We start from the raw sequence: 14,243 nt of genomic DNA, 5'->3' as shown, positions 1-14,243 counted from the left end.
GCTGGCCTCTTACCAGCCCTATCCCCAGCCCGAGAGGCGCCTGGGCGCGAGGCAGGCTGTGCGTGAGCCGTATGCCATTACCTTGGGCGCCGAGTCCCGTTTCGACACAGTCTTGTCATCAATAGCTGGTATTCCTGCCGCACCCCTTCGCTCAAGAAACGGGACAACCAGGGAACCTTGCTCCGATGACGCCTCTTCGCTTTCTTTCCATCCGCACCGGCGGTCTGCTGGTGCTGGCGCTGTTCTTTTTCCTTATGGTGGGCCTTGGTGGGCTTGGCCTGTATGCCAACCAACAAGGCCGTGAAGCCTTCGACACGATGCGAGAGGATCATGTCGAGCAATTTCGGCTGCTCAACCTGGCTCAGACCCAGGTCTTTCGCTCACGCGTAGAGATGGACCGGGCGGCGCGGCTGACGCGGGTCCCTTCCTTCGATCGTCCGGGGCCGGTCATCGAAGCGGCCGAGGCGCTGCTGACGGATGCCAAGCTGGCCTTTGACGATTTTATGGCGTCGGACGCCAGTGAGGCCCTGTCGAGCAACAGGTCAACGCTGGAACAGCACTTTCGCTCGCTGGTCGGTACCGGCCTTGAGCTGCAATTGATGCTGCTCAAGGAGGGCGACCTGGGGGGCTACGATGCGGGGCAGTCCCGCCTGACGGCCATGAGCCACGATTTCGTGGAGGGTGTGGAGGCCTTTTCGGCCGAGGCGCTGGCCCAGGAGGCCCGGCTCGCAGCGGGCTTTCGCCACCTGGCGGACAGCATGAACATGGCGCTGGCCGCGACGCTGGGGCTGTCACTGCTGGTGTCTGTGTTGCTGGCCTTTGGCGTGAGACGTCACGTTCTTCAGCCGCTCAAGGCGTTGCTGCGCCACTTTGAGGCTTTGGCTCAGGGGCAGCTCGAGCGGCCACTGCCAGACCGGGGCAACAACGAGGTAGGGCAGTTGTACCAAGGCGTTGAGTCACTGCGTCTGGCCTTGGTGAAGAGCGTGCGTGACATGCGCGAGACCAGCGACAGCCTCCGCCACAACGCTGAACGCATGCAGGATGATGGCCGTGAGCTGTCCCGTCGCACCCAGCAGCAGGCTGCGGCCCTGGAGCAGACGGTCGCCAGCCTGGAGCAGTTGACGACGACCGTGGCGCAGACGGTGGCCCATCTCGGTGAGGCCAATCGCCTGGCCGATGACGTGGGGCAGCGTGCTGCCAGCGGCAGTGAAGGAGTTGCCGCGGTGGCAACGGCCATGGCCGAGATTCAGCGTCACGCGGACCAGGTTCAGGCGATGGTCAAGCTGATCGATGATATTGCCTTCCAGACCAACCTGCTGGCCCTCAATGCGTCGGTCGAGGCCGCTCGAGCCGGGGAGCACGGTCGTGGATTTGCCGTGGTGGCGGCAGAGGTGCGCAGTCTGGCGGCGCGCAGTGCGGAGGCTGCGGGCGAAATTCGTGATCTGACCGGGGCGTCCAGTGCCAGTGTGGCAGTCGGCGCCCGGCAGTCCCGTGACGCCGATGCGTCCATTCAAGGCATTGCGGGTGCCATCGTCGAGCTGGGGGCACGCATGGTGGAACTCGAACAGGCGGCTGGCGAGCAGCATCAGGGCCTGGATCAGCTCAACCAGGCCATGGCCGACATCGACAGCGTGACCCAACGCAATGCCGAAATGGTACGGCGCTCCAGGCAAGAGGCCGAGCGCCTGACGCAGACGGCTGTCGCGTTGACCGAGGCCAATGCGCACATGCGCCTTCCGGAAACCTGCACGCATCTCGACGATGATCCTTCCTCCCTGGCCCCGCCGACGTCAGCGGCAAGAACACAACGCCGGTGGCTGCCGCTGTTCAAGCGCCGGCAAGCTCTCAAGCCTCAGGGCATTGGAAGTGCATGATCTGGGTGCTGGCACAGGAACGGCCTCAAGGGGGCATGCTCCGGGGGGGCGTGCTCCAAGGGGCCGTCTTCTAAGGGAGAATACTCAAGGGGGTCGTGATGAACCGGCCTGCTAGGCCGTCAATAGACCTTACCTGCGTTGATTAAAGGTGAGTGTGAAATCGCCGATAGAGCTTTTTGTCGACCTCGCTCACGCGAGGCCCACCCCCCTGACAGAGAGCGACATGATTCATTCATTGAGATTTCGGCTCCTGTTGACCACCGTGGCCGTCATCCTGGCGGCCCTGGTGATCAACGGCGTAGTGAACTTCAGCATTCTTCAGCATCATCAGGAGCGCCAGGTCGGTGAACAGCTGGCGTCCGTTGCCGAGGGCAACAAAGCCGCCATCGACGAATGGGTCATCGGTCATGGCCGGCAGCTCGAGGCTTTGGCGCCAGCGGTGGCCGTAGCGGATCCGATGAGCGCGCTACTGCAGCTTCAGGCAGGGGGTGGCTTTCTGACCACCTATCTTGCTGATAGTGCTTCTGGCGATGCCGTGTTTTCCGATGGCTGGGAAGCGCCTGCGGACTATGATCCGCGGCAACGCCCCTGGTACCTCCAGGCGGTGGCCGCGGAGTCCACGGTGGTGACGCCTCCTTATCAAGATGCCAATACCGGTGGCCTGGTGGTGACCTTTGCCACACCTTTCTATCGTCAGGGGAGCCTGGAAGCGGTAGTCGGTGGGGATATCATGATCGAGAGTGTGATCGATGTCGTGAAGGGGATCGCCCCCACGCCTAACAGCTTTGCCTTTCTGGTGGATGGAGACGGCAAGCTGGTCGCACATCCCGACGCGTCGCTCAGCCTGGTCCCGGCCAGCGAGCTTGCCGAGCGTCTCACGCCAGACTTCCTGGTCCGCCTGAGTGAACAGCAGTCGCCGATCGAGGTCGAGATCGATGAGCGTCTGCGCAAGCTGTACGCCACGTCCATTGATGGCACGGATTGGCAGTTGGTGATCGCCCTGGATAGCCAGGAAGCCGGTGCCAGCCTCGCCCAGGTGACACAGGCGTCGATCTGGACACTGCTGATCGTTGGCCTGGTGGCACTGCTAGTGCTGGGTGTGCTGCTTCGCTTCGCGCTCAAGCGGCTGTCCACCGCCAGGGATGCCATGGTGAATGTGGCCAGCGGCCATGGTGACCTGACCCGACGCCTGCCTGAAAGTGGCAAGGACGAAGTGGCGCAGATTGCGGCCGCCTTCAATCGATTTGTGTCGCGCATGGAGGCGGTGATGGTCACCATTCGCGAAAGCAGCGAGTCCGTGCGCGTGGCCGCAGGCGAGATTGCGCTAGGCGGTCAGGACCTGTCACGACGCAGCGAGTCGACGGCCTCGAGCTTGCAGCAGACGTCGGCATCCATCGAAGAAATCACCAGTACCGTGGCGCATACTGCAGCATCATCCAGGGAGGCTCGGCGCCAATCGGGTGAAGCGTCCGGAGTGGCCGAGAAGGGTGGCGAGGTAGTCGCTGAGGTGGTGACAACCATGGAGTCCATCACCGAGTCGTCAAGCCAGATCGGCGCCATCGTCAAGGTCATGGATGGGATCGCCTTTCAGACCAACTTGCTGGCGCTGAATGCATCGGTAGAGGCCGCGCGAGCGGGTGAGCATGGGCGCGGCTTCGCCGTTGTGGCAAGCGAGGTACGCCAGCTCGCCACTCGCTCAGCCGATGCGTCACGAGAAATTCGTGGGTTGATAGAGACGTCCGGCGAGCGAGTCGCCAGTGGCACGGAACTGGTGCGTCGGGCCGGCCAGACCATGGACGAAATCGTGCACCAGGTGGGGCGCGTCGCCTTGAGTCTTGACGAAATCAGCGTGGCTGCCGATGAGCAGAGCGAGGGCATCGCCCAGGTCAACATCGCCGTCGCTGAGCTGGATCGTATGTCTCAGCAGAATGCCAGCCTGGTCGAAGAGTCCACTGCCGCCACCGAACGTCTGCTGGAGCAGGCAGACCGGCTGGGTCAGCTCGTCTCGGGATTCACCCTGGGGACACCCGCGACCTTGACCCAGACCAGAGGGCCATCGCCGGCGCATATGCCTGATCTGTCGTCGTCCACTAGTGGCTCCGCTGCTACGGCCGTCTAACCCTTGAGGACAGCCCCCTGACCATCCTACGGAGGAGCGATGCTTATAAGAAGCGCCTATTCCGAGGGGGGCTGTTCTAACGGCGCAATGCTCTGAGAATGATTGGCCAGCGTGCCCGTTGCCTCCCTGGTCATCTGGGTTCGTCGCCAGGCCAGGGGAGCGATGGGCATCGTGCTTGTGACTGAGGCATAGGGCTGAGTGTCGATGGCGCACCGCCGCCGGCGTAGGGGATGGTCATTCAGGACTCGGGTTTACGGCTAAGTGCACAGGGGGAATGAGAAATGTAGGTATTAAAGGTCTGTTGTGTCGATATCGTGCCGATGTCATTTCGCGCTTGCCGATCGAGGCTGCGGCCCTTCCATGCTTCCCCTGCTCATTGGCGCCTGACTTTCGTCGACTTCCTACGTTTAATGCCGTAAAGCCAATGTGTGTCCGATAATTGTCCTTAAGGACGAGGGGGTGAACGGTTTTTTTAAAGTTATAGAAATTAATATATTAATCCAATCTCGTTAAAATATTAGTATCGTGACGTGGTTTTTTTAATTGATCGCCAGCTTTGCATAATAATCTTCGCATAAACCGTCCTTACTTTTCCCGCGCCATTACGCCGTACTCTTAGCCGCCGCCATGGCTGAGTTTTATTCAGCAAAGCGCTGAGGTTGTTGTTTGTACAACAGTCGTAGGAAATAAGACGCTTACTTTGCTTTTGCGAGGTTTTATCTTTCGAGATTTTTGATATCTCATTGTTTTTTCGTCAATTTTTTGTCGTTTTTCATGCGCTTGTCGGTGCCGGGTAGCCTGCGTTGTCGGGACGTGAAGTCTGGGTTTATTTGTATCGGCATAATTGTATGTCGTTGGATTACTCATTATGCCGAAGTCGTTTTATTTTCGTAGTGAGTGGCAGGGTTGGCTGGATGATGACAGACAAGATCATTAACATCCTCGGTTGTAACGTAAGACGGTTCTTTTGTTTCAAAGTGTATGAAGAGCCGCGTAACAGAAAAAATGTGCAGAAAGTGCTGTTGGGCACTGAAGTGGGCGAGGGGAAACGTCCGTGACATCCCCGGGGCGGTAGCGTGCTTTTAGCATTGTTCACGTATATATCGTCCCATCGGCACGTCAGAGTCTGGCAACGACGCGTTAACACATAAGCCCTAACACTCAAGGCGCCATCACACAGGCACCAAGATAAGGGCTGCAGTTGTTGCAGTTGTTGCAGTTGGGCAAGGGTCAGAAGACAGGGTCAGAAAACAGGGTCAGAAAAAGACGGCTTGGCAGGGTACCTTGGCATGGCGTTCACGAACCTGCTGTTTCCATGCCGCCTCAGGCTCCTGGCGGTGTCTCCGCCGGTCCTGCTCTTTCGACCTGGAGGCTTCTGACACTTCTCCTCTTGCTATGGCAGCCGGTCTCCCACCTTCACCCCAGCTGTCTCGCCGACGCGCCATGGCCGAACCGTTCCGCCTGTGCCTCCGATGTCATCTCTCATCTCTCATCGCCTTGCTGATGCCCCTTTACGACCGTATTTCTGGCGGGCATAGGCCGGCCCTTATTTTCTTGAGGATTAGCTTCCATGGATCTAGCACCCGACAGGCAGACTCACCTGAGGCAACTCGAGGCTGAGTCGATCCATATCATCCGAGAGGTGGCGGCCGAGTTTCGTCGGCCCGTCATGCTGTACTCGATTGGCAAGGACTCGTCGGTGATGCTGCATCTGGCTCGCAAGGCGTTCTTTCCCGGGACGCCTCCGTTTCCCCTCATGCACGTCAACACGACCTGGAAGTTTCGGGAGATGATCGCCTTCCGGGACCTCATGGCCAAGCAGTCAGGCATGCAGCTTATCGAACACATCAATGAGGAAGGCGTCGCTGCCAACATCAACCCGTTTGACCATGGCAGTGCCAAGTACACCGATGTGATGAAGACCGCTGCACTCAAGCAAGCGTTGGACCAGCATGGTTTCGATGCTGCTTTCGGTGGTGCTAGGCGTGATGAAGAAGCCAGCCGTGCCAAGGAACGCATCTTTTCCTTTCGTGACCGCCACCATCGCTGGGAGCCCAAGAGCCAACGTCCCGAGCTATGGAGTCTGTACAACGCCAAGATCAACAAGGGTGAGTCGATTCGCGTATTTCCTCTCTCCAACTGGACCGAGCTGGATATCTGGCAATACATCCACCTCGAATCGATTCCCATCGTTCCGCTGTACTTCGCTGCGCCACGCCCGGTGGTCGATAGAGACGGAATGCAGATCATGGTGGACGATGAGCGCCTCCCCCTGGCTCAAGATGAAGTTCCTCAACAGCGCTGGGTACGTTTTCGCACCCTGGGGTGCTACCCGCTGACCGGTGCGGTCGAGTCACGGGCCTCGACGTTACCCGAGATCATTCAGGAAATGCTGCTGACTCGCACCAGCGAGCGAAGTGGTCGCGCCATCGACCATGACCAGGCTGGATCGATGGAGAAGAAGAAGCGCGAAGGCTACTTCTGACATCACGTCATAGCAACGAGCCTACTTAGCAGCAGAAATAGGGCGCTTTAACGGCGGCCTCCAGGTTGCATGCGTAGAGATAGTGACACCTCGCACCAGGGCGCGGTGCTCAACCCGTGGATGTTGGCTCTGCCTGGACAGCGTTGCTGCTGAGTTTACCCGCCGGCCGTTTTCCATGGCGGCATCCTCTCTTTCAACAGGAATTCTGCATGTCTCACCAGTCCGAGCTGATTGCCAGCGATATCGAGCGCTATCTTCACGAGCATGAGAACAAGGACCTGCTGCGGTTTATCACCTGCGGTAGCGTGGACGATGGCAAGTCGACCCTGATCGGCCGCCTGCTGCATGACTCGAAGATGATCTATGAGGATCAGTTGGCGGCCATCACTCAGGCCTCTCGGACGAGTGGGACGACGGGGGATGAGGTCGACCTTGCGCTGCTTGTCGATGGACTGCAGTCCGAGCGAGAGCAAGGGATTACCATTGATGTGGCATACCGGTTTTTCTCCACCGACCGGCGCAAGTTCATCATTGCTGATACGCCTGGGCACGAGCAGTACACCCGCAACATGGCGACTGGGGCGTCGACGGCAAGTCTTGCCATTATCCTGATAGATGCGCGACATGGTGTGCAGACCCAGACGCGGCGCCATAGCTTCATCTGTGACCTGCTAGGTATTCAACATCTGGTGGTAGCGATCAACAAGATGGATCTGGTGGGCTACGACCAGCGGCACTATCAAGAGATCGTTGAACAATATCAGTCAGTTGTCGATCGCGTCAGCGCTCGGGATATCCGCTTTATGCCGATTTCAGCGCTCAAGGGTGACAATGTGGTGGAGCCAAGTAGCGAGATGCCCTGGTACGACGGGCCGAGCCTACTGGAGCTGCTGGAAACGGTGGAATTGCAGCATGACCAGAATCTACGTGACCTGCGCTTGCCCGTGCAGTTCGTCAGTCGTCCTAACCTGGACTTTCGCGGTTATGCCGGCACGCTGACGTCCGGGATCTTGACGGCGGGAGCCACGATCAGGGTCCTGCCCCGAGGCACCACGAGCCAGGTGAAGCGAATCGTTACCATGGATGGGGATCTCGAGGCTGCGTTTCCGGGGCAGGCCATCATGGTCACTCTGGCTGGCGACATTGATGTCTCGCGAGGAGACTGGATCGTAGCTGCCGATGACCCTGTGACGCTATGCGATGGTTTCGAAGCCGATATCGTCTGGATGCATGAAACGCCGTTGGAGCCCGGCAAGCTCTACGACATCAAGCTTTCCACACGGGACCTGGCCGGGAAGGTAGTGGCCATTGGTTACCTGGTCGATGTCAACACCTTGGAGCAAAGACATGGTGTACAGCTCGATCTCAATGCCATTGCGCGCTGCCGCCTGGAGCTGACAGCCGAGGTACCAGTAGATGACTACCGCCGCTACCCGGGCACCGGGTGTTTCATACTGATTGATCGGCTCACCAACCTGACCGTTGGTGCAGGCATGATTCATAGCCCTGTGGATAGCGAACTGCCGTATGAGTTTCGCAATCATGACAGCAAAGCCAGCGTGGTCTGGAATCGCACCACGGTCACCAAGGCCATGCGTGAGCGAACCAATGGGCATGCTGGCCGATGTGTCTGGTTCACCGGTCTATCTGGCTCCGGCAAGTCCACATTGGCGAATGCTCTGGAAGTCGAACTGAATCGACGTGGCTATCACACCATGATTCTCGATGGAGACAATATCCGTCACGGGCTGTGCAAAGATCTCGGGATGAATGAGAGAGATAGAGCAGAAAATATTCGGAGAGTCGGTGAAGTAGCACGTCTCTTCGCAGAATCCGGCGTCATTGTGATAACGGCGTTTATTTCACCTTTTCGCGCAGACAGAGAAGCCGCTAGAGCTCTGTTCGATCAGGATGGTTTTGTAGAAGTGTTCGTGGACACGCCCCTGGATGTGTGTGAGAAAAGAGACCCTAAGGGACTGTATCAAAAGGCAAGAGAGGGAAAAATTTCTGATTTCACTGGCATCAACAGCCCCTACGAAGCACCCGTCGATGCCGAAATCGTTGTGGATACTGAGAAGATGAGCGAGAAGGACATTATTGCGAAGTTACTGAAGTATATGTAAGCGTCTACCTAAAGCCTTTTGGCGAGACAATCTCAGTGTTTTTGTCACGGTGATGTCGGGGTTATACATTTCTGTTAAACACGCTTTCCTGTTTGTGCAGATATACCACAGAAAGCGAGATTATCGCGAGCTCAGAAGCATGGCCGGACAATGCAGGGGACGAAAGGTAGATGCGATGGATGCTAAAGGGATGAAAGTAGGGGTGGGGGCAGGAAGAGCAATAAGCGCTGCCAGCAGGGCAGTGTTCGCCAGCAGGGCAGTGTTCCAGTGCAGTCAGATACGACTGTCTGCACTAGCACTGCTGTTGCTGTGGACCCTGGGGGGATGTACTCATTCGCCCATGGCGCCGACCCGTGATGACGCCAGCATTATGGCTACGCCGACTGGGCGGTCGTTAGATGCATCGCTGGCACGGTTTCTGACAGACGCTAGTGCGGGTAGCGTCACGGTATTGCCGAGCAGCCCCTGGGGAGCCAATGCCGAGGTACAGGCAGATGCCCCCTACTTTGCTGCGAGTCGGCGAATCTGCCGTCATCTCACGATACGACGCGCCAACGCAGAGCGAATGGTGGCGGTGGCCTGCCGGGGTGAGCAAGGTAACTGGACCAGTGATCGATTGGTGACAGCGCTGTTTAACGGAGCGGAGACCTGGTGATGGCGTACATGGACGGTACGAGCGAGGGACGCAAGCTGGGTAATAGATCTGAAGTAGCAGAAGCGGACGGCGACAGCGAGAGCTGTCGAGCCGGACTCTGCTCGCTGAAATACACCATGGCTCTCGTGATGATGGTGTGGCTCATTATGTTGCCGATCGCTGCCATGGCACAGAGCCTGGTGCTGCCGGATGACATTCTGCCAGGCGCTCAACGGCAGGAAGGAGTTGAGGCGATCGACGACCGGCCCCGCACAAACTGGCACAACGATCGCTATGGGCCTGTGGCTTCTTCGTCTATCCCCAGTACAACACCCGGCGTTGACCTGTTGCCGCCCTTTGGCGACAACCTTTTCGCGGGAGGATTCCGCGGCACTATGGCGGACGGCTTGAATCGCGACTACCGGATCAAGCCCGGTGACCAGGTGACATTGAGGGCATGGGGGGCGGTAGAGTTTGATCGCGTGATACCTGTGGACGCGCAGGGCAATATCTTTCTGCCCTCGATAGGGCCGCTTGCGGTGCAAGGCTTGAGTCATGGTGAGCTGGATGCCAGGGTGCGGGCTGCCATTCAGAACATCTATCCCGACAATGTGCAGGTCTACACCAATCTTCAGGGTGTCCAGCCCGTGGGCGTCTATGTGACCGGCTACGTTCATAGCCCGGGTCGCTACGCAGGCACTCCATCAGACTCGATCCTGTACTTTCTTGATCAGGCCGGCGGCATCGACAACGCTCTTGGCAGCTATCGTCGGGTCAAGCTGATGCGCCAAGGCCAGCACTTAGCCAGCTTCGACCTTTATCGGTTTCTCCTGGACGGCAGTATTGCTCGGCCCCAGCTCCGTGATGGCGACACCATCGTGGTGGAGGAGCGCGGGCCGTCGATTGCGGTAACGGGAGACGTGGAGCGTGCCTATCGCTACGAGCTGTTGACGAACCAGTTGAGTGGCAGTGAGCTGGTCACTTTGGCGCGCCTGAAGAGTGGGGTATCACACGCTCTACTCAGGGGACAGAGAGCGACCGGCCCGATGGCGACGTATCTGACCCTGGCGGAGTTTGCGGGCCGCCAGATCAGGCCCGGCGATGAGGTCATCTTCAGCGCTGACCATCAGGAAGACACCATTGTGGTGACGTTGGAAGGGAGCTTTATGGGGCCGTCTCGATTTGCTCTCCCTATCGACGCTCGCTTGGGTGAGTTGCTGGATGCGGTCGCCGTCCAGCGAAACCTGTCTGCCAGCGGCAATGTCTCGATTCGCCGAGAAAGTGTCGCTCTCCAGCAGAAGCAGGCATTGGAAGATAGCCTGCGTCGTCTGGAAACAACCTATCTCGGGGCATCATCCGCTACTGACGAGGAAGCGCAGATCCGTGTTCGTGAGGCTGAGTTGATTCAGACCTTCGTAGCTCGTGCCCGTCAGTTGGAGCCTAGTGGGCGGCTCGTGGTGGCTAGTGATCAAGGGGTTGCGGACATCAGGTTGCAGGATGGTGATGTGGTAACCCTGCCCGAGGCGTCTGACTCGGTGCTGATCAGCGGTGAAGTCGTCGTTCCCCAGGCGATGGTCTTTCAGACGGGAGCTGGGCTTGATCACTATCTTGAGGCTGCAGGCGGGCTGACGCAGAGGGGGGATGACGACCATATTCTGGTGGTCAGGCAGAACGGCGCCGTGCGGAATGCCGATGATGTCGCGCTCCAGCCTGGAGATGAAATTCTCGTGATGCCCAAGGTACCGACCAAGAATCTCCAGCTGGCGACAAGCCTGACGCAGATTCTCTACCAGATTGCCGTGGCTACCAAGGTAGCGGTCGATCTGTAGAGTGGCAGCGGATTTGGAGGAGAGTACCGGCATGAGTCGTGCGGCAACGCGTCATCCCTGGGTGGTGACCCGCAGTGTGTGGTATGCGCTTTTCCTGCGGGAGGCGACAGCCCGCACCATGACCGACCGTATGGGCTGGTTCTGGATGGTGGCGGAACCCATTCTTTTCACGCTTATCATGGTTGCCATCCGTAGCTTTATTCATGCGGACAGTCTTGTGATTGGTGCACCTTTCCTACCCTGGATGGTGGTCGGTTTGATGGGGTTCTTCCTCGTGCGAGAGGGCATGATCAGAGGCATGGGAGCTATCGGAGCAAATCAGGCACTATTTGCCTATCGGCAGGTTGTACCCATCGACCCGGTGATAGTACGGGTGGGCTTAGAAGGGCTGCTACGGTCTTTTATCTTTCTGCTCTTCATCGCTGGTGGCCTGTTGCTTAAGGTCGATGCTATGGCACCTGACGATGCGCTGATCGCACTGTCGTGGTGGCTGGCGCTGTGGGTGCTGGGGCTAGCACTGGGGCTGATCGTATCAGTGCTAGCCACCTTGGTGGCTGAAGTCGCCATTGTTCTAAGAATGGCAATGATGCCGCTGCTGATCCTGTCTGGCGTCATTTTTCCGATTCAGGTGGCTCCCCATTGGGCGCAACAGTATCTGCTACTGAATCCTGTGGTACATGGGATAGAGCACTTAAGAGAAGGTTTCTTCGTGTCCTACTGGCCGGTGGTGGGTGTTAGCGCAGTGTATTTCTGGCTGGTGACCCTGGCATTGATGTCACTTGGGTTGATACTCCAGCTTCGCTACAAGCACCGCCTGATGGCACATTGATCACAACGACATGATAGAGATAGAGCATCTGTATAAGCGATATCACCATCACTTGGTCAGAAACTGGGTGCTGCAGGACATCCATTTGACGATTCCGACTGGGGTTAGCGTCGGGGTATTGGGGGCTAACGGCGCGGGTAAGTCGACGTTGCTTCGACTAATCGCTGGAATGGATACCGCAGAACGTGGATGCATACGTCGTCACGTCAGGGTGTCATGGCCGATGGGACTGGCGGGCGGCTTTCAGGGAAGTCTTACCGGACGTCAGAACGTCAAGTTTGTAGCCCGGATTCATGGGGCGGGTAGGGATGTCAGTGACGTGATCCGACGTGTGGCCGAATTTGCCGAGTTAGGCGAAGCCTTTGATGAGCCAATCCGGACCTATTCAAGTGGTATGCGTTCCCGGCTCAACTTTGGTCTTTCGCTCGCATTCGACTTTGATGTCTATTTGTCGGATGAGGCCACATCTGTCGGTGATCGTGCCTTCAGGGCCAAAGCCACTCAAGCCTTCAAGGAACGTGTAGGCCGCTCAAGCCTGGTCATGGTCTCTCACAGCGAGGGCATATTGCGAGAACTCTGCCAGGCTGGGATCTATTTGAAGGAAGGCCAGGCCTTCTGGTTCGATGACATTAATGATGCTATCGCCGTGTACCATCGTGACAGCGATCAGGTACTTGGGGCGCGTGCGACCACTAGCCTCACTGAAACGGCCGTATTTCCTCAAATGGCTCCAGACCAATCAGAATCTTCAACTTTCATTGCGGGTCCTGAGACATCTCTACCGGACGCCGAACAGCAGCCCCCCGCATGTCAGCCCGCCGATGATAAGGGGGTATCACTCCGTTCCCCTAAGCCGACGGCAGGGCTTGACCAAATTCCGCTTGATACTTTGAGAAGGATGCTGAGGAAGCGGCGTCACACTATGGTGCGCTGCCAGGCACGCCTGGATGCGCTGTTGGACTCAGCCACGACTGGCGATGTTCAGCCTGACGGAAAATTACATGAAAGCTTAGTCCTACGTCGCAATATCGCGCGAGACCGTCTGCACGAAATTCGCCGAGCGATTCAGGCAAGGGACCCGGCACATCAAGGTCATGGAACATCACCATGATGATAGGCCCCAAGGATAGCATCCGCCGGGGCATCGCTACCAAGGAAGAAATACAATGCTGCGATGGTTGATGGGACGTCCCCACTGGTTTGTAGCTCTTCTATCGACTCTGGTCATGTCATTTTACTGGCTTGTGTGGGCTGAAGATCGTTACGTTTCAGAAGCCGTTGTGGTGTTGGAAAGTCCCCAGATTGCGCCTCAAACGTTTAGTTTCTCGAGCCTTCTTTCAGGTGGAAATGTCGACAGTGATATGCTGCTCCTAAGAGAATATCTACTCTCTGTCGATATGCTAAAATTGGCAGATAGACAGTTAGACCTGAGAACACACTACAGTGAAAACGGAGACATTCCGGCAAGATTATGGAATAAGAATGCACCGATAGAGGACCTGCATGAATATTATCTAAAGCGTGTCCGCGTAGCGCTGGATGATTATGCGGGCGTTCTGAAGATTGATGTTCAGGCGTTTACCCCCGAGTTTGCTCAGCGGATGACATCACTCATGCTTGAAGCAGGTGAGGCCCACATGAATGAGATTGGGCAACGTCTCGCTGAAGAACAGGTAAGGTTTCTTGAAGTGCAGGTTGAGCGCCTTTCTCAGAGACTTGATCAGAGTCGGGAGGATCTACTCGATTATCAGAATACACATGGACTGGTATCCCCGACATCAACGGTTGACAGCCTGATTCAGGTTGTCGCAAGTCTTGAAGGTGAATTGGCCAGGATGCAGGCACGGCGGAGTGCCTTGGCCAGCTTTTCGAGCCAACGCTCGGCAGATATGGTCAGAGTAGAGAGTGAAATCACAGCGCTACGGCAACAGATCGATCGGGAGCAGGAACGGCTGGCCAAAGCAACAGGAGACTCTCTCAACCGGCTATCATCTGAATATCAACGGCTTGAGTTACGCGCCAGATTTGCTCAGGAAACCTACTCGAGTGCACTGACTGCCTTGGAAGGGACCCGTATAGAGGCCGCTCGCAAGTTGAAGCAAGTGAGCGTGCTACAGAGCCCGCTTCTACCAGAGTATGCGACTCGGCCAGAGCGACTCTATAACCTCTCGATTTTTACGATTGTGGTAGTATTTATGGCCTTTATCGCTAGCATGCTGTGGATGATTGTTCAGGATCATAGAGACTAATGTGAAGCCATGAGCTATCTCGCCCATTGCTCATACTTGATCTGGCCAGATACGAACACCTCTGACACCTATAAAGTGATAACAGAATAATAGCTTGACGG

Annotated in this window: 9 protein-coding genes; all 9 read left to right on the top strand. The window is 57.3% G+C overall.

The annotated features are described in order from the left end of the window. Positions 1–185: 185 nt before the first annotated feature. Positions 186–1,874, top strand: a complete 1,689-nt coding sequence (locus KUV45_RS00855; protein ID WP_222162376.1) for a methyl-accepting chemotaxis protein — start codon at positions 186–188, stop codon at positions 1,872–1,874. Between the two features lie 223 nt (positions 1,875–2,097). Next, positions 2,098–3,993, top strand: a complete 1,896-nt coding sequence (locus KUV45_RS00850; protein WP_222162377.1) for a methyl-accepting chemotaxis protein — start codon at positions 2,098–2,100, stop codon at positions 3,991–3,993. A gap of 1,570 nt (positions 3,994–5,563) precedes the next feature. Next, entirely contained in the window at positions 5,564–6,478 is a 915-nt protein-coding gene (gene cysD, locus KUV45_RS00845; RefSeq protein ID WP_222162378.1) for a sulfate adenylyltransferase subunit CysD, read from the top strand. Between the two features lie 116 nt (positions 6,479–6,594). Continuing rightward, positions 6,595–8,601 carry a sulfate adenylyltransferase subunit CysN gene (gene cysN / locus KUV45_RS00840; protein WP_374107007.1) on the top strand — a complete coding sequence of 669 codons (2,007 nt, stop codon included), beginning with the start codon at positions 6,595–6,597 and terminating at the stop codon, positions 8,599–8,601. Positions 8,602–8,791: 190 nt separating this feature from the next. After that, positions 8,792–9,256: a DVU3141 family protein gene (locus KUV45_RS00835; protein ID WP_222162379.1), complete on the top strand. Its 465-nt coding sequence runs from the start codon at positions 8,792–8,794 to the stop codon at positions 9,254–9,256. Positions 9,257–9,264: 8 nt separating this feature from the next. Then, complete coding sequence (locus tag KUV45_RS00830) at positions 9,265–11,064, top strand: polysaccharide biosynthesis/export family protein (protein WP_374107006.1); 1,800 nt, start codon at positions 9,265–9,267, stop codon at positions 11,062–11,064. 31 nt (positions 11,065–11,095) lie between these two features. Then, the gene (locus KUV45_RS00825; RefSeq protein WP_222162380.1) at positions 11,096–11,893 is read left to right on the top strand and encodes an ABC transporter permease; all 798 of its coding nucleotides are present in this window, start codon (positions 11,096–11,098) and stop codon (positions 11,891–11,893) included. 10 nt (positions 11,894–11,903) lie between these two features. Continuing rightward, on the top strand, positions 11,904–13,004 hold the full coding sequence (locus KUV45_RS00820) for an ABC transporter ATP-binding protein (protein WP_222162381.1): 1,101 nt from the start codon (positions 11,904–11,906) through the stop codon (positions 13,002–13,004). Positions 13,005–13,059: 55 nt separating this feature from the next. Next, positions 13,060–14,142 carry a chain-length determining protein gene (locus KUV45_RS00815; RefSeq protein ID WP_222162382.1) on the top strand — a complete coding sequence of 361 codons (1,083 nt, stop codon included), beginning with the start codon at positions 13,060–13,062 and terminating at the stop codon, positions 14,140–14,142. The last annotated feature ends 101 nt before the right edge of the window (positions 14,143–14,243 follow it).

The sequence above is a fragment of the Halomonas sp. DP3Y7-2 genome (assembly GCF_019800795.1).
Classification (GTDB): domain Bacteria; phylum Pseudomonadota; class Gammaproteobacteria; order Pseudomonadales; family Halomonadaceae; genus Halomonas; species Halomonas litopenaei_A.
Note: the sequence above shows the minus strand (reverse complement) of the source record. Positions and strands in the feature narration are given on the sequence as shown.

Bases quoted from the DNA above. Each gene is read 5' to 3' on its own strand.
- KUV45_RS00825 (WP_222162380.1), top strand. From the start codon at position 11,096: ATGAGTCGTGCGGCAACGCGTCATCCCTGGGTGGTGACCCGCAGTGTG.
- KUV45_RS00815 (WP_222162382.1), top strand. From the start codon at position 13,060: ATGCTGCGATGGTTGATGGGACGTCCCCACTGGTTTGTAGCTCTTCTA.
- KUV45_RS00820 (WP_222162381.1), top strand. From the start codon at position 11,904: ATGATAGAGATAGAGCATCTGTATAAGCGATATCACCATCACTTGGTC.
- cysD (WP_222162378.1), top strand. From the start codon at position 5,564: ATGGATCTAGCACCCGACAGGCAGACTCACCTGAGGCAACTCGAGGCT.
- KUV45_RS00830 (WP_374107006.1), top strand. From the start codon at position 9,265: ATGGACGGTACGAGCGAGGGACGCAAGCTGGGTAATAGATCTGAAGTA.
- KUV45_RS00835 (WP_222162379.1), top strand. From the start codon at position 8,792: ATGAAAGTAGGGGTGGGGGCAGGAAGAGCAATAAGCGCTGCCAGCAGG.
- KUV45_RS00850 (WP_222162377.1), top strand. From the start codon at position 2,098: ATGATTCATTCATTGAGATTTCGGCTCCTGTTGACCACCGTGGCCGTC.
- KUV45_RS00855 (WP_222162376.1), top strand. From the start codon at position 186: ATGACGCCTCTTCGCTTTCTTTCCATCCGCACCGGCGGTCTGCTGGTG.